The organism is Stutzerimonas stutzeri (genome assembly GCF_024448955.1).
GTDB lineage: Bacteria > Pseudomonadota > Gammaproteobacteria > Pseudomonadales > Pseudomonadaceae > Stutzerimonas > Stutzerimonas stutzeri_AQ.
The window spans coordinates 1-15,634 of sequence record NZ_JAMOIH010000022.1 but is presented as its reverse complement, the minus strand read 5'-3'; the positions used below and the strand labels follow the sequence as shown (position 1 = coordinate 15,634).

12 protein-coding genes are annotated in these 15,634 nt (G+C 58.7%); 8 read left to right on the top strand and 4 right to left on the bottom strand.

Translation table 11 applies throughout. The features are described from left to right. The first annotated feature begins 69 nt into the window (after nucleotides 1–69). From NA645_RS19110 to NA645_RS19100, 3 genes are all read left to right on the top strand, one after another. Entirely contained in the window at nucleotides 70–1,884 is a 1,815-nt protein-coding gene (locus NA645_RS19110) for a DUF1302 domain-containing protein (protein ID WP_256050258.1), read from the top strand. A gap of 107 nt (nucleotides 1,885–1,991) precedes the next feature. Further along, a complete protein-coding gene (locus tag NA645_RS19105) occupies nucleotides 1,992–3,353 on the top strand; it encodes a DUF1329 domain-containing protein (RefSeq protein ID WP_256050257.1) in 1,362 nt (453 codons plus the stop codon). A 273-nt stretch (nucleotides 3,354–3,626) separates the two neighbouring features. Beyond that, on the top strand, nucleotides 3,627–6,248 hold the full coding sequence (locus NA645_RS19100; RefSeq protein ID WP_256050256.1) for a LuxR C-terminal-related transcriptional regulator: 2,622 nt from the start codon (nucleotides 3,627–3,629) through the stop codon (nucleotides 6,246–6,248). Between the two features lie 148 nt (nucleotides 6,249–6,396). On the opposite strand, the gene NA645_RS19095 is transcribed toward NA645_RS19100, so the two are convergent. The 4 genes from NA645_RS19095 to NA645_RS19080 all read right to left on the bottom strand — a co-directional run bounded on the left by NA645_RS19095 (nucleotide 6,397) and on the right by NA645_RS19080 (nucleotide 8,184). Further along, nucleotides 6,397–6,666 carry a DUF3509 domain-containing protein gene (locus NA645_RS19095; protein WP_256050255.1) on the bottom strand — a complete coding sequence of 90 codons (270 nt, stop codon included), beginning with the start codon at nucleotides 6,664–6,666 and terminating at the stop codon, nucleotides 6,397–6,399. Between the two features lie 123 nt (nucleotides 6,667–6,789). Then, complete coding sequence (locus NA645_RS19090) at nucleotides 6,790–7,050, bottom strand: YebG family protein (protein WP_256050254.1); 261 nt, start codon at nucleotides 7,048–7,050, stop codon at nucleotides 6,790–6,792. A 92-nt stretch (nucleotides 7,051–7,142) separates the two neighbouring features. After that, nucleotides 7,143–7,607 carry a multidrug transporter gene (locus tag NA645_RS19085; protein WP_256050253.1) on the bottom strand — a complete coding sequence of 155 codons (465 nt, stop codon included), beginning with the start codon at nucleotides 7,605–7,607 and terminating at the stop codon, nucleotides 7,143–7,145. A gap of 115 nt (nucleotides 7,608–7,722) precedes the next feature. Next, nucleotides 7,723–8,184: a DUF721 domain-containing protein gene (locus NA645_RS19080; protein WP_256050252.1), complete on the bottom strand. Its 462-nt coding sequence runs from the start codon at nucleotides 8,182–8,184 to the stop codon at nucleotides 7,723–7,725. 313 nt (nucleotides 8,185–8,497) lie between these two features. On the opposite strand from NA645_RS19080, the gene secA reads away from it, so the two are divergent. The 5 genes from secA to ahpF form a co-directional block, all read left to right on the top strand. Then, nucleotides 8,498–11,236 (top strand): preprotein translocase subunit SecA, encoded by a 2,739-nt coding sequence (gene secA / locus NA645_RS19075; RefSeq protein ID WP_256050251.1) that lies wholly within the window; start codon nucleotides 8,498–8,500, stop codon nucleotides 11,234–11,236. Between the two features lie 110 nt (nucleotides 11,237–11,346). Further along, nucleotides 11,347–12,564 (top strand): bifunctional glutamate N-acetyltransferase/amino-acid acetyltransferase ArgJ, encoded by a 1,218-nt coding sequence (argJ, locus tag NA645_RS19070; RefSeq protein WP_256050250.1) that lies wholly within the window; start codon nucleotides 11,347–11,349, stop codon nucleotides 12,562–12,564. Nucleotides 12,565–12,657: 93 nt separating this feature from the next. After that, nucleotides 12,658–13,599 carry a Nudix family hydrolase gene (locus NA645_RS19065; RefSeq protein WP_256050249.1) on the top strand — a complete coding sequence of 314 codons (942 nt, stop codon included), beginning with the start codon at nucleotides 12,658–12,660 and terminating at the stop codon, nucleotides 13,597–13,599. A gap of 203 nt (nucleotides 13,600–13,802) precedes the next feature. Beyond that, nucleotides 13,803–14,366, top strand: coding sequence for an alkyl hydroperoxide reductase subunit C (ahpC, locus tag NA645_RS19060; RefSeq protein WP_131651008.1), 564 nt, complete (start codon nucleotides 13,803–13,805; stop codon nucleotides 14,364–14,366). Nucleotides 14,367–14,499: 133 nt separating this feature from the next. Continuing rightward, a partial coding sequence (gene ahpF, locus NA645_RS19055) for an alkyl hydroperoxide reductase subunit F (RefSeq protein WP_256050248.1) occupies nucleotides 14,500–15,634 on the top strand: 1,135 nt, incomplete at its 3' end.

Sequence of the window (15,634 nt, the reverse complement as noted above, 5' to 3'; positions counted from 1 at the left end):
TTAGTGCGCTTAACCCTCCGCTGCCGTGTGGTTAGGGTGAGCCTACTTCGAACCAACCAGGAGCGCCTCATGACAAAAACAACAAGGCAAGGAATCTTCCAGCCCAAGGCATTGGCTCTCGCCGTTGCGCTGGGCACTGCCGCACCGGCTTATGCCGTTAATTTCAATATCGGGGAAATTGAGGGGCAATTCGACTCGGCGATGTCGATTGGGGCGAGTTGGGCGATGGATGATCCCGATATGGATCTGGTAGGTGCGGCCAATGGCGGTACCGGCTTTACTCAGACTGGTGACGATGGCCGTCTGAACTTCAAGAAGGGCGAGACCTTCTCGAAAATATTTAAAGGCATTCATGACCTCGAACTGCGCTATCGCGACAGCGGCGCATTCATTCGTGGCAAGTACTGGTATGACTTTGAGCTGAAGGATGAAGATCGTCTGTTCAAGGATATTAGCGACAGCAACCGTAAAGAGGCTGCGCAGTCATCTGGTGCTCAGATTCTCGATGCCTTCCTTTACCACAACTATTACGTAGGCGACCTGCCTGGCACGGTGCGTGTCGGTAGGCAGGTCGTGAGCTGGGGTGAAAGTACCTTTATCGGTAACTCGATTAACTCCATCAACCCGCTCGACGCCGCCGCCTTCCGCCGCCCTGGTGCGGAAATCAAGGAAGGTCTGATTCCGGTCAATATGCTGTACGTGTCCCAAAGCTTGAGCGATCGCCTAAGCATGGAGGCGTTTTATCAGTTGGAGTGGGACCAAACCATCGTAGATAACTGCGGCACCTTCTTTTCTAGCGCAGACGTAGCGGCCGACGGTTGTGACGACAACTATCACATCCTTGGCCCATTCGGTGCGGCTCAAACTGCTGCTTTGCAACAAGCAGGCTTGACGGTAACTGACGAGGGGTTAATGGTTCCTCGCGGCGGCGATCGTGACGCTCGTGATTCTGGTCAGTTCGGGATTGCGTTGCGTTGGCTTGGTGATGCTACGGAATACGGCGCTTATTTCATGAATTACCACAGCCGCACGCCTAACTTGAGTATGCAAAACACAAGCAATCCCTTAGTGATTGGTGGTGCACTTCAAGCGGCCGGTGCTGGGCAAATTTCAACTGCTCAAGCTCTTTTGCTTGGCAATGGGCAGTATTTTCTTGAATACCCGGAAGATATACGTCTATACGGGCTTAGCTTTTCCACAACCCTGCCCACCGGCACTGCGTGGTCGGGCGAGTTGAGCTATAGGCCGAATCTGCCCATCCAAATTAATACTACTGACACCACGGGTAGGCTGGCGCTGAGCTTTGTTGAAGCATTGTTAGCTGGTGGCCCTGACTTGGCCGCCGCTCAAGCTGGTCTCGATACGCATGGTTACAACCGAAAAGAAGTAACGCAGCTTCAAACAACGTTCACGCACTTCTTTGATCAAGTACTTGGCGCTGGGCGGGTTACGCTCGTTGGCGAAATCGGTTATGCGCACGTTGGTGGATTAGAAAGTCGGCGCGACATTCGCTATGGGCGCGACGCAATCTACGGTTCACCGGCTGGAACTCAGCCCAGCAACGCCGCTTCGGAGGCGCGATATGGCTGGGACGGGTTCGTAACTGCCAACTCCTGGGGCTACCGTCTGCGCGCTCTGGCTGATTACAGCAACGTATTCGCCGGCGTGAACCTGACGCCGAACGTGTCCTTCTCTCATGACGTCGATGGCTACGGCCCGAACGGCTTGTTCAACGAAGGTTCCAAGGCTGTCAGCGTTGGCGTAGACGCCGTCTACCAGAACACCTACACCGCCAGCCTGTCGTACACCGACTTCTTCGGTGGCGATTACAACACACTGGTCGACCGTGACTTCCTCGCACTGAGCGTGGGTGTGAACTTTTAAAGGAGGCCGCTTCAAAGTCGTCGAGCGGGGCCTGCGAAGGCTCCGCTGCGCGACTAGCTTCATGCAAGGCCTCCGGCCAAAACAAGATCAAGAGGAACTGGAAGCGTATGAAAACAACAAGAAAACTATTCAGTGTCTTGGCCCTCTCGCTGCTCGCAAGCAGCGTCATGGCCGCTGTATCTCCCGAGGAAGCCGCGAAGCTCGGCACTTCATTGACTCCGCTCGGTGCCGAAAAAGCCGGTAACGCCGACGGGACCATCCCTGCGTGGACTGGCGGTCTGCCTACCGATGCCGCTCCGTTGGATAACGGCCACCTGACCAACCCCTTCAAGGACGAAAAACCCGAGTTCGTCATCACCGCGCAGAACGTCGAACAATACAAGGACAAGCTGACCGCAGGTCAGCAGGCGATGTTCAAGCGTTATCCGGAAACCTACAAGATTCGCGTATTCCCGACGCATCGCAGCGCTGCAGTGCCGGACGCCATTTACGAAGCGGCCAAGAAAAGCGCATTGAATACCGAACTGGTTGCCGGGGGTAACGGGGTCGACAATTTCGCCGACAGTCGCTACTACGCCTTCCCGATTCCGAAGAGCGGTCTGGAAGTCGTCTGGAACCACATCACCCGTTACCGCGGAGGTAACGTACGCCGCAATATCGTCCAGGCCACCCCGCAAACGAACGGCAGCTACACCCTGGTGCACTTCGAGGATGAGGTGGCCTTCCCGAGCGACATGACGGATCTGGATCCGGAGCGCGCCAAGAATGCGCTGCTGTTCTTCAAACAGCGGGTAACGGCGCCATCACGCCTCGCCGGTAACGTGCTGCTGGTGCACGACTCGCTTAATCAGGTGAAAGAGCCGCGTCAGGCCTGGATCTACAATGCCGGTCAGCGTCGCGTTCGTCGCGCTCCGCAGGTTGCCTACGACGGTCCGGGTACCGCGTCCGACGGTATGCGTACCACGGACAACTTCGACATGTTCAGTGGTGCACCGGACCGTTACGACTGGAAGCTGATTGGCAAAAAAGAGCTGTATATCCCTTATAACAGCTACGAAATCAATTCCAGCGATGTGAAATACAGCGACATCCTTAAAGCTGGTCACGTCAATCAGGACTTGGCACGTTACGAGCTGCACCGCGTCTGGGAGATCGAAGCCAACCTAAAAGATGGTGAGCGCAACATCTACGCCAAGCGCCGTTTCTTCGTCGACGAGGATAGCTGGACTATCGTGCAATCCGAGCTCTATGACGGTCGCGGCCAGCTGTGGCGCGTCGGTGAAGGGCATATGGTGCAGTACTATCAGCACAAGGTTCCTACCTTCGCCTTCGAAGCGCTTTACGACATCATCTCAGGTCGCTATATCGCGATCGGTATGAGCAACGAAGAGAAAGCGCACGAGTTCGGTTACAAGGCGTCGGCTCGGGACTTCACGCCCGCCGCATTGCGTAACGCCGGGGTGCGCTGATCGATTGAAATCCACGTAATGAATAAGGCGGCCGTTTGGCCGCCTTTTTTTTTCTTGCGAAGCGGAGGATGATACTTTTTAGCCAGTAGTGAGGCCGGATATCAGGCAGAACAGGCTGAGCACTTTACTCGAGTCGACAAAAGCAGCGGGATCGTGCAGGTTATTACGGCAAAAGCGCAACGATACGGTTCAAGTTTGTTGGCCCTCGGAGCTGGGCCTTTGGCTGCGCTCATCGCGTTTTCAATGGACTGACACGAATAAGAGAACCTCGCCATGTCCGTACGCTTCAACCCTGGTGCGCTTAGCACAGAGGCCGCCGCGCAGGTTCAAGTTGCGACTATTCCGCGTTTACCCCCCATTCATATTTCCAGACCGCGGCTGGTAGAGGCACTGCTCGAAGCCCGTTGCCGCCTGCGTTTGATCTGCGCACCAGCGGGTTTCGGCAAAAGCGTGTTGATGAACGAGTGTGCTCGGCGAATGCCTGCCGACACGCATCTCGTATGGCTTGATCTTGGCGGGCGGCCGTTCTCCGTCGAGGCGCTGCATGCTCAACTGAGTCGGGTCCTCGGTATCCCCTCGGCACCGAGCGGAGACGTGCAGCAGGATCTCGTCGATCTGTTGAATGACTTTCCGCGACCGCTCTGGATCATGCTCGATGACTATCCGCGTGAGGCCGCCGTACAGTTCGATGCCTGCCTTGACCTGCTTCTGGAACGAGGTCCTGAGTCCGTCAGTTGGTGGGTGAGTAGCCGCCGGCAACCAGCGTGGAAATTGCCCCGGCTTTTGCTGCAGGGTGACCTGTTCGAGCTGGAAGCCGAGACGTTGGCGCTCACAGCTGGCGAGCTCAGGCAACTGCTCGAAGCACACCGTCTGGAGTTGGCTGACGACACCTTCAAGAGATTGTTGGCCGGTAGCGAAGGCTGGTTGGCCGGCGTCAGCCTGTTGCTGCTGAATGCAGATGAACAGGCGGTGCGCGAGCGACTGGTAGCGGGAACGCCATTGCTGAAGGATTACGTTCAGCGAGAAGTACTCGAAGGGCAGAGCGAAGACGTTTGCCGGGCACTGTTCGCGCTGGCGCAAATGCCGCGTTTTTCGCCGCAGCTCTGCGAACATGTGCTCGACGGAAGCGGTAGCGACATTCTGGATGTGCTGAAGACTTTCCAGCTGTTCATTCGGCAGATCGACAATTGCGGCGAGTGGTTTCGTCTGTGGCGCCCCTTTGCATCGATGCTACGACGGATGCCGGAGACAGTTTCACCGACTCAGGTCCATTTGCGTGCGTGCCAGTGGTTCGCCAACCGCGGCGAGATGCGTGAGGCAGTGGAACATGCGCTTTGGGCGGGACAGCCCGAGGTCGCCGCCAATTTTCTGCAGCGTTACGGGCAGGAGCAATTACTGATCGGTGACAACGTCTCGCATTTTCTGAAATGGCGCAGCGAGCTGCCGCAGGATTTGTTCAACAGCACTACTCGACTGATCGTGCTGCATGGCTGGGCACTGATCATCTCCGCCCGGCTCGATGAGGTAGATGATTGTCTTGCCGATCTGGCGAAGTTCTTTCCTCAGCCCGATGCTCGTCGCCAGGCGCAACTGCTGGCCCAATGGCAAGCGCTACGCGGCTTTCTTGCGCGACTGCGAGGGGAGCCGGAGGCCAGGAGTTATTGCCTCCAGGCGCTTGAGGTTTTGTCAGATCATGCCTGGGCGCAGCGAGTGCTCTGTTACCAGGCGTTATCTCAGCACGCAATGGCCGAGAGCCAGCTCGAGCTTGCGCAGCATTACAACAGCGAAGGAATGAAGCTGGCTCGGCTCAAGGGCAGCGTACTGTATGAAGCGATGCTCAATGTCGACCGAATCCAGCTACTGGAGCTGACTGGGGAGTTCGAGCGCGCCGTAGGCGTGCTGGACGAGTCGCTGCTGGTGCTGCGCGACAGCGTCAGGCACAGCCCCATCATTGGTCGCCTTAAGCTGCTGCAGGGCCACTTGTTGGCATATCAGGGGCTCGACGAGCTGGCACGGGAGGCTTATCAGCAAGGGCGAATCGAGACCGAAACCTGCGGAGATTCCTACGTTTTCTTTGGCTATGCCGGGTTGGCGGAGCTGTCGGCTCGCAAGCAGGAATTTCCGACGGCGTACCATTGGTTGCGTGAAGCTGAGCGGCTGGCGCAGTGGCGGCATGTGCCGGAGGCGCGATTCCGCGGCATCCTGCTATTGATAACAGGTCTGACCTGGCTTCATCAGGAACAACTGAAAAAAGCCAGGGCAGTTTTCATGCAGGTGCTGGAGCTTTACAGAGGGCACAGCTATCTAGCGCCGTCGGGGTTTTACGAGTTGCTGCCACGGGTGCAACGCTATCTTGCGGTGATTGATCTGCTTTCGGGGCGCTGCTCGCTGGCCATCGATACGCTGCGCGAGCTGATCGAGCAGAATCTGCGTTCACAGCGATTAGGTCTGGCCTGTGAGTGCAGGTTCACGTTGGCCGAAGCGCTGCAGCTGGATGGTCGGCATGAAGAGGCGGAAGTGGAGCTGCGCAAAGCCCTCGGGGAGGCGGCAAGGCAGCACTTGATCAAGCCGTTGTACGAATTGCAGCATCGTCAACCACAATGGCTCGCCAGAATTTTGCCAGTCAGTAAAGGTGAAAGTCTGCGAGATCGGCTTCTGCAGTTCGAGCGTGAGCCTGACGAGGCTGTTGCGTCAAACGAGGAGGTGGTTTTGAGCAATCGTGAGCTCACGGTACTGCGCCTTATCGCCCAAGGGTGTTCGAACCAGGAAATTGCCGAACAACTCTTTATTTCGCTTCACACCGTCAAAACCCACGCTCGTCGTATCAATACCAAGCTAGGCGTGGCCAGGCGTACGCAGGCTGTAGCTCGCGCCAAGGCGTTGGCTTGGCTCTGATCGGTTCGACTGAAGGCGAAAACGACCGAGACGGGCCCAGTGGTATGGCTCGCGGTGCCAAAACATCGCGTCGGCATGACCTGAAAACTTTTTATTTTTGTTGGAAGAACAGCGCGGGGTTGCAGCTACTGCAGGCGTCAGACGTTGGTTACTGAGTGGCTGAGGTTGAATGCTTGGCTGGCTGATAGAAACTGGCGTGCTCACCACGCTCTATCGCCAGGCTGAACTGCAGGCTGGTGATCAAGCGTTCGAGCTGCTGCTGGTCCCGCCATTGACTGGTGCTAATGAAGCGTTTGACCGCCACGCCAGCTGCGTCGGTCAGCGTCAGTAGAATACTACCGTCAGGTTTTTCGATACTGAAATTGACGTTGTAGTGGGGCTGAAACACATCGCTGATTTTCTTGAATGGACTGTCCATGCCGGTACCTGGTTGGGATGACTGCACGCAATGGACCGGCGGATCGAATGACAAGTTTCGCCCGTCGGGCGTGTTTCGCTGTGGCGATACGTAGCACCAGACGGATGCGATGAGGGGGCGCCATCACGCTTCGGTCGTGGCTGGCAGCTCAGTCAGTACTTCTGGATTGTTCTTGAAAGCCTTGGCAAATAGATCTCGATGCCGGGCCATGAAGATGCCTATGTCATCGGCCTGCTGTTCGCTCAGGGATGGAGAGGCCTTCTGCAACGCCGCAGCGAGGGCTTCGGCCAGCTCAAGCATTTTGTCGTGACGATCGGCTTCGGCTTTATCCATGAATAAACGCTCCAGGTCCCGGCTGCTGCGGTACACCACTTCGACGGCCATCAACCACCTCGGCTAAATTGACTTACTGGTTTTTTATACAGCATATGCCGCCTGGCGACGAATGAAAAGCGCTTGTGTGTCCTATGGCCATCTCAATGGTCGAAGTGCCCTTGAAGCCGCTCGGCCCGAAACTCCAGGCTACTACCGCGATAGCCGGCGCGCAGCGGCGGCAAGGGGAAGCAGGATTCCCAGCGTTGGCCGGGTTGCAGGTCGCCCGGCCCCCGGTATTGAGGTGCGTCGTAGTTCGAGGTCACCAAATCCAGGCTGGAGCCGGGCGAATAGGCGCCGACCTCCCAACGTAGGCTTTGCAATGGCTGCGGACTATGGTTGTCGAGCGTGATACGCAACGGCTGTGCCGCCGGACAGGTCGCGGGTGCGTATTCCAGCCGTAGTTCGAGCTGAGCAAGCAGGTGTTCTTCACGTTGTTCCTGCCAGATCACCCACGCGGCAACCAGGCCCAACCCGAATAGTGCTCCCAGTGAGATTGGAATCGCTCGAAGGGGATAGCGAATCAGCAGAATCACCCAGGTGGCGATCAACAGGGCGCCGATCAGCACGATCGGTCGCCTTTCGAGTGGGCAGGCATCAATACCTCGATTTCGATTGAGTCCGCGAACATGCTAACCCTGACTAGGCTAGGTTGCGACCGCGTCATGCGCAGATACGTGCTGGTCAGTCGCCTTTGGCCGGTTGGGCATGGCTAGCGAGTCGCTCGAGCGCGGCCCTGAGTCTCGGGTCTGTAATGCCCTGCGCCGTTTGCTGGATGTTGTCCGCCGCGCTTGCCGACAGTTCCGGTGCCGGCCCGGGTTTATATCGGGGCGCCTCGGGAGGTTGGACCTTGAACTGGATCCGGCTCAGCCCGGTGAATTCGTTCATGCCTTGCAGTTGCCGCTGCAACCGGCGTTGTTGATAGCGCAGACGCGTCGCCCAATGGCCGTCGGTGACGATGAGAAGAAGAGTGCCCTCACGCCACGAGGCCACACGGCAATACTCTCGCGCTGCGGGCTGCAACTGGCTTTCGACCAGCCGCTGCAGATGGTCGAGTCGTCTTGCCTCGCCGAACAAGGCTTTCAGCGGCTTCGCCTCGCGTAGTAGCGCAACGGGTGCTCGGGCCGGCAGGGGACGCAGCGACATGGTCAAAGCTCGAACTAGAAAGGGTGAGCGGGCTATGTTAGCAGAAGCTCGAATATCGCCGTGTCGGCCGATCGAGGCGGTGAACGCAGTAAGCGACTGGCCCATCTGAAGTCGGGCCGTCGGTACTGGCAGATAGCCCTTGCGGGTTCGGACGTGACCGTGCGGTCGGCAACTTACCGCATGCTTGGCTGCCTTGGCTGCGCAGTAAGGCACCTTTCCTCTCGGACGTTTCCGAGTAGAATGCCCCCTTTGCACGCAGCCGTGGTGGCCCTGCGGCCGTGCCTCCATCCCCAGCATGGAAGTCCTTGTCGATATGTTTGCGCCTTTAATGAAGAAGCTCTTTGGTAGCAAGAATGACCGTGAGGTCAAGCGCATGCTCAAGGCGGTACAAGCCGTCAATGCGCTCGAAGAGCAGATGCTGTCTCTATCCGACGAGCAATTGCGAAGCAAAACCGAAGAGTTCAAGGCCCGCCTCGGCCAAGGCGAGACCCTCGACCAGATTCTCCCCGAAGCCTTCGCGGTCTGCCGCGAAGCCGGCAAGCGCGTGATGGGCATGCGTCACTTCGATGTACAGCTGATCGGTGGCATGACCCTGCACGAGGGCAAGATCGCCGAGATGCGCACCGGTGAAGGCAAGACCCTGGTGGCAACGCTCGCGGTCTACCTCAACGCGCTCGCTGGGAAGGGCGTTCACGTGGTCACGGTGAACGACTACCTGGCGCGCCGCGACGCCAACTGGATGCGTCCGTTGTACGAGTTTCTCGGTCTCTCTGTAGGCATCGTCACGCCGTTCCAGCCACCGGAAGAAAAGCGTGCCGCCTATGCCGCCGACATTACCTACGGCACCAACAACGAGTTTGGCTTCGACTACCTGCGCGACAACATGGCGTTCAGCCTTGCGGACAAGAACCAGCGCGAACTCAACTTCGCGGTGATCGACGAGGTGGACTCGATCCTCATCGACGAAGCGCGGACGCCGCTGATCATTTCCGGGCAAGCCGAGGACAGCTCCAAGCTTTATCAGCAGATCAACCAGCTGATTCCGCTACTTACGCAGCACATCGAGGAAGAAGAGGGCGTCGTCACTCAGGAGGGCCACTTCTCCATCGATGAAAAGACCCGCCAGGTCGAGCTGAACGAGCAGGGCCACCAGTTCGTCGAGGAGATGCTCACCCGCGCCGGGTTGCTGGCCGAAGGTGAAAGTCTTTATTCCGCGCACAATTTGGGATTGCTGACACACGTCTATTCCAGTCTGCGCGCGCACAAGCTGTTCCATCGCAACGTCGAGTACATCGTGCAGAACAACCAGGTTCTGCTGATTGACGAGCACACCGGTCGTACCATGCCGGGTCGCCGCCTCTCCGAAGGCCTGCACCAAGCCATCGAGGCGAAGGAAAACCTGCCGATCCAGCCGGAAAGCCAGACCCTGGCCTCCACTACCTTCCAGAATTACTTCCGTCTGTACAGCAAGCTTTCCGGTATGACCGGCACCGCCGATACCGAAGCCTTTGAGTTCATGCAGATCTACAGCCTGCCGGTCATGGTCATTCCGACCAACAAGCCGCTCGCGCGCAAGGACTACAACGACTTGGTCTATCTGACCCAGGAGGAGAAGTTCGCTGCGATCATCACCGACATCAAGGATTGCCAGAACAACGGCCGCCCGGTTCTGGTCGGTACGGCGACAATCGAGAGTTCCGAGTACGTGTCGCGGCTGCTGGAAAAGGAAGGCATCGAGCACAAGGTACTCAACGCCAAGCACCACGATAAGGAAGCCGAGATCATTGCGCAGGCCGGTCGCCCGGGTGCGGTGACCATCGCCACCAACATGGCCGGCCGCGGTACCGACATCCTGCTGGGCGGCAACTGGGAAGTCGAAGTTGCGGCGATGGAGAATCCCACCGAGGAGCAGATCGCACAAATCAAGGCAGACTGGCAGAAGCGCCACCAGGCCGTGCTGGAGGCTGGCGGGCTGCATGTGATCGCTTCCGAACGCCACGAATCGCGTCGTATCGACAACCAGTTGCGCGGTCGTGCCGGTCGTCAGGGCGATGCCGGTTCCAGCCGTTTTTATCTGTCCCTTGAGGACAGCCTGATGCGCATCTTCGCCTCGGATCGGGTGAAGAACTTCATGAAGGCGCTTGGCATGGAATCTGGTGAGGCCATCGAGCATCGCATGGTCACCAATGCCATCGAGAAAGCGCAGCGCAAAGTCGAAGGGCGCAACTTCGACATGCGTAAGCAGTTGCTGGAATACGATGATGTTGCCAACGAACAGCGCAAGGTCATTTACCACATGCGCAACAGCCTGCTAGCGGCCGATGAAATCGGCGAGACCATCGCCGAGTTCCGACGTGAAGCGCTCGATTCGGCTATCAGCCAGCACATTCCGCCGCAGTCGCTGCCAGAGCAGTGGGATATCGCCGGCCTAGAAGCGGTGCTGTACAGCGATTTTGGTGTTCGTTTGCCGGTTCAGCAGTGGCTTGACGAAGACGAGAAGCTCTACGAGGAAACCCTGCGCGAGCGCATCCTGCAGGCCTTGGTCGATGCCTACAACGAGAAGGAAGAAATGGCTGGCGCAGAGGCGCTGCGATCCTTCGAGAAGCAAATCGTCCTGCGTGTGCTTGATGATCTGTGGAAAGACCATTTGTCGACCATGGATCACTTGCGTCACGGTATCCATCTGCGCGGGTACGCCCAAAAGAATCCGAAGCAGGAATACAAACGTGAGTCGTTCACGTTGTTCCAGGAACTGCTCGAGTCGATCAAGCGCGACAGCATTCGCGTCCTTTCCCACGTCCAGGTCCGCCGCGAGGACCCGGCCGAGGAAGAGCAGCGTCTGCGCCGCGAGGCCGAGGAGCTGGCGCAGCGCATGCAGTTTCAGCATGCCGAAGTCTCTGCCCTGGAACAGCCCGACGAGGAGCCGGAAGCTGCCGGTGGTGCCGCCGCACCTGTCGCTCCGGTGCGTGTCGAACCGAAGATCGGGCGCAACGAGCCGTGCCCCTGTGGCTCCGGCAAGAAATACAAGCATTGTCACGGGCAGGTCCAATAACCTGAGCCGCTCGTTATGACCCGCGCCGCGACCGGCTTAGCCGCTCGCGGCGTTTTTATCCCTGTTTAGTGGTGGCTGAAGGCCATCCGTTCGTCCTGAGGAGTGCATCAATGGCTGTCGGTCTTGGTCCTTTACCTACATTGCACCCGGTGCCAGGGTTTGAACTTGGCATTGCATCGGCTGGTATCAAGCGACCAGGGCGCAAAGATGTGGTGGTGATGCGCTGTGCGGAAGGCTCGACCATTGCCGGCGTATTCACGCTCAATGCTTTCTGCGCCGCGCCGGTAATCCTGGCCAAACAACGTGCACAAGGAGCGGTCCGCTATCTGCTCACCAATACCGGGAATGCAAACGCCGGTACTGGTGAACCGGGAATGCAGGCGGCGATTCGTAGCTGCGCTAGTCTTGCCAAGTTGGCCGGCGTCGATGAAGCGGCCATTCTGCCATTCTCCACCGGTGTGATCGGCGAGCCGCTTCCGGTCGAGAAGATCGAGGCGGCATTGCCGGCCGCCCTGGCTGACCTGGACGAAAATCGCTGGGCCGAAGCCGCAACCGGGATCATGACCACCGATACCCTGCCCAAGGGCGCCAGCCGTCAGTTCGAGCACCAGGGCGTTACCGTTACCGTTACCGGCATATCCAAAGGCGCCGGCATGATCCGCCCGAACATGGCCACCATGCTCGGCTACATCGCTACAGATGCGAAGGTCAGCCAGGCCGTATTGCAGGACCTGCTACGCGATGCGGCTAACAAGTCCTTCAATCGCATCACCATCGATGGCGATACCTCGACCAACGACTGCTGCATGTTGGTAGCGACCGGAAAGGCGGCGTTGCCGGAAATCACCGAAGCCAGCGGCGAGCTGTTCGCCAAGCTCAAGCAGGCCGTGTTCGAGGTGAGCATGGACGTTGCGCAATCCATCGTCCGCGACGGCGAAGGCGCCACCAAGTTCGTCACGGTGACAGTCAACGGCGGCAAGAACCATCAGGAGTGCCTGGATGTCGGCTATGCCGTTGCTCATTCGCCGCTGATCAAGACCGCACTGTTCGCCTCCGATCCGAACTGGGGTCGCATCCTCGCGGCGGTTGGCCGTGCCGGCGTGCCGGAGCTGGATGTCAGCAAGATCGATGTTTATCTCGGTGCGGTCTGTATCGCCAGTAAAGGCGGCCGATCGCCGAGTTACACGGAAGAGCAGGGCGCTGCGGTGATGGCCGAAGAGGAGATTGAGATCCGTATCGAGCTGGGCCGCGGTAGCTGCAGCGAGACCATCTGGACCACCGATCTGTCGCATGAGTACGTGCGGATCAATGCCGAATATCGAACGTAAAGCAGCTTGCTGAAAGCTTGAAGACAGAGCGTGGCAGGCCGTGCAGGCTGGACTGCCCGACACTTCTTCCAGTTTCCAGCTAACGAATTAGCCATGAACCGAATCCATGTCGCCGCCGCGGTGATCCGCTCCCCTGACGGCCTCGTTCTGATCGCCAAGCGACCGCTCGACAAGCACCAGGGCGGGCTTTGGGAGTTCCCCGGCGGTAAGGTCGAGGTTGGCGAAACCGTCGAGGCCGCGCTGGCGCGAGAGCTGCAGGAAGAACTGAACATCACCGTTACCGAGGCTCGTCCGCTGATACAGGTGCGTCACGACTATCCGGACAAGCAGGTTTTGCTGGATGTATGGGAGGTGCTGGCCTTCTCGGGTGAGCCGCACGGCGCTGAGGGTCAACCGCTGGGCTGGGTGGAGCCTGCGGACTTGCCGAACTACCGTTTTCCGGCGGCGAACCGGCCGATCATTACGGCGGCGCGTCTGCCGGATCACTATCTGATTACTCCTGACGGCCTGTCTCCGCAACAATTGCTGGACGGCGTTGCTCGGGCACTGGATGCAGGCATTCGGCTGATCCAGTTGCGAGCCCCATCCCTGTGCCATCTCGACTACCGAGCGTTGGCGGCTGAGGTAACGGCGATGTGTGGCGGACGGGCGCAGCTGATGCTGAAGGGGCCGCTGCAGTGGGCGGACGAATTTCCCACGGCCGGCTGGCATCTGACCGCTGAACAGCTGCGCGATCATGCCGGGCAGGGCAGGCCGGTCCCGCTCCGGCAATGGCTCGCAGCCTCGTGTCATGATGCTGCTGAACTGGACCTGGCCATGACGATGGGAGTCGATTTCGTTACGCTCTCACCGGTACTACCTACCGCCACTCATCCAGAGGTACAGCCTTTGGGATGGTCACGCGCCGCTGAATTGCTGGTAGGCTTCAGCCAGCCCGCTTACCTATTGGGCGGGCTCGGTCCTGCCGATCTGGCGCAGGCCCTGCGGGCGGGCGGCCAAGGGGTCGCAGCGATCCGAGCATTCTGGCCGAATTGATGGCTGAGCGCGATCACTCCGTCTCGACAGGCTGATCCGAATTGCCGGTCGATGCAGTGGTCGTATCCGATGCCGTCATAATAGGGAAGATGGTTTTGATAGTTAAAACTTATCGCTTCTATTCCCTCAATCAATTAACCGTATGCGGTCAGCTGCGTTATCGTAGGCCCCGTTAAATTTCTAATCCCAAAAGGAGTTAGCAGATGTCTCTGATCAACACTCAAGTTCAGCCGTTCAAAGTCAACGCTTTCCACAATGGCAAGTTCATCGAAGTCACCGAAGAGTCCCTGAAGGGCAAGTGGTCGGTGCTGATCTTCATGCCGGCAGCCTTCACCTTCAACTGCCCGACTGAGATCGAAGACGCTGCCAACAGCTACGCCGAATTCCAGAAGGCTGGCACCGAGGTGTACATCGTCACCACCGATACCCACTTCTCGCACAAAGTCTGGCACGAGACTTCCCCGGCTGTAGGCAAGGCTCAGTTCCCGCTGATCGGTGACCCGACTCATCAGCTGACCAACGCTTTTGGCGTACATATCGCTGAAGAAGGTCTGGCTCTGCGTGGCACTTTCCTGATCAACCCGGAAGGCGTGATCAAGACCGTAGAAATCCACTCCAACGAAATCGCTCGTGACGTCAGCGAAACCCTGCGCAAGCTGAAAGCTGCTCAGTACACCGCCGCGCATCCTGGCGAAGTCTGCCCGGCCAAGTGGAAAGAAGGCGAGAAGACCCTGGCTCCGTCGCTGGACCTGGTCGGCAAGATCTAAGGTTCATTCGCTCGAATGCCTTGCATGCTATAGGGGCTGTAACCCAGCCTCTCTAGCCCAACGCCTGGATGCGGTTTATCCAGGCGTTTTATTTTCTGCATTTTCATATCCGCACTACGGGGTACCGCTGCTCATGCTGGACACCAATCTCAAGACCCAGTTGAAAGCCTATCTGGAAAAGGTCACTCAGCCGTTCGAGATCGTCGCGTCCCTCGATGACGGCGAGAAATCCCAGGAAATGCTCGCCCTGCTGGAAGACATTGTCAGCCTGAGCGACCAGATCACCCTGCGCACCGATGGTGATGATGCTCGTCGCCCATCGTTCGCACTCAACCGCATCGGTGGCAACATCAGCCTGCGTTTCGCCGGCATCCCGATGGGCCACGAGTTCACCTCGCTGGTGCTCGCCCTGTTGCAGGTCGGCGGCCATCCGTCGAAGACCGCACCGGAAGTCATCGAGCAGATCAAGAACATCGACGGCGACTACACCTTCGAAACCTACTTCTCGCTGTCCTGCCAGAACTGCCCGGACGTCGTCCAGGCGCTGAACCTGATGGCCGTGCTCAACCCGAACATCCGCCACGTCGCCATCGACGGCGCGCTGTTCCAGGACGAAGTCGAGCGCCGTCAGATCATGTCCGTGCCGAGCATCTACCTCAACGGTGAACTGTTCGGTCAGGGCCGCATGGGCGAGGAAGAAATTATCGCCAAGCTCGACACCGGTGCCTCGGCGCGTGACGCCGAGAAGCTCAGCGCCAAGGAGGCCTTCGACGTGCTCGTCGTTGGTGGTGGCCCTGCCGGAGCGGCCGCGGCCATCTATGCCGCGCGTAAGGGCATCCGCACCGGCGTGGCAGCTGAGCGCTTCGGCGGTCAGGTGCTGGACACCATGGCCATCGAGAACTTCATCTCGGTCAACGAGACCGAAGGCCCGAAACTGGCCCGCGCACTGGAAAACCATGTGCGCGAATACGACGTTGACATCATGAACCTGCAGCGTGCTGCGGCTCTGATACCCGCTACAGGTGAAGGCGGCCTGCACGAAATCAAACTGGAAAACGGCGGCTCGCTCAAGGCAAAGACGCTGATTATTGCCACCGGTGCCCGCTGGCGTGAAATGAACGTGCCGGGCGAGCAGCAATACCGTGGCCGTGGCGTCGCCTACTGCCCGCACTGCGACGGCCCGCTGTTCAAGGGCAAGCGTGTCGCGGTGATCGGCGGTGGCAACTCTGGCGTGGAAGCGGCCATCGACCTGGCGGGTATCGTCGCTC

Bases quoted from the DNA above. Each gene is read 5' to 3' on its own strand.
- NA645_RS19095 (WP_256050255.1), bottom strand. From the start codon at position 6,666: ATGGACAGTCCATTCAAGAAAATCAGCGATGTGTTTCAGCCCCACTAC.
- NA645_RS19110 (WP_256050258.1), top strand. From the start codon at position 70: ATGACAAAAACAACAAGGCAAGGAATCTTCCAGCCCAAGGCATTGGCT.
- ahpC (WP_131651008.1), top strand. From the start codon at position 13,803: ATGTCTCTGATCAACACTCAAGTTCAGCCGTTCAAAGTCAACGCTTTC.
- NA645_RS19105 (WP_256050257.1), top strand. From the start codon at position 1,992: ATGAAAACAACAAGAAAACTATTCAGTGTCTTGGCCCTCTCGCTGCTC.
- secA (WP_256050251.1), top strand. From the start codon at position 8,498: ATGTTTGCGCCTTTAATGAAGAAGCTCTTTGGTAGCAAGAATGACCGT.
- NA645_RS19090 (WP_256050254.1), bottom strand. From the start codon at position 7,050: ATGGCCGTCGAAGTGGTGTACCGCAGCAGCCGGGACCTGGAGCGTTTA.
- NA645_RS19065 (WP_256050249.1), top strand. From the start codon at position 12,658: ATGAACCGAATCCATGTCGCCGCCGCGGTGATCCGCTCCCCTGACGGC.
- NA645_RS19100 (WP_256050256.1), top strand. From the start codon at position 3,627: ATGTCCGTACGCTTCAACCCTGGTGCGCTTAGCACAGAGGCCGCCGCG.
- argJ (WP_256050250.1), top strand. From the start codon at position 11,347: ATGGCTGTCGGTCTTGGTCCTTTACCTACATTGCACCCGGTGCCAGGG.
- NA645_RS19080 (WP_256050252.1), bottom strand. From the start codon at position 8,184: ATGTCGCTGCGTCCCCTGCCGGCCCGAGCACCCGTTGCGCTACTACGC.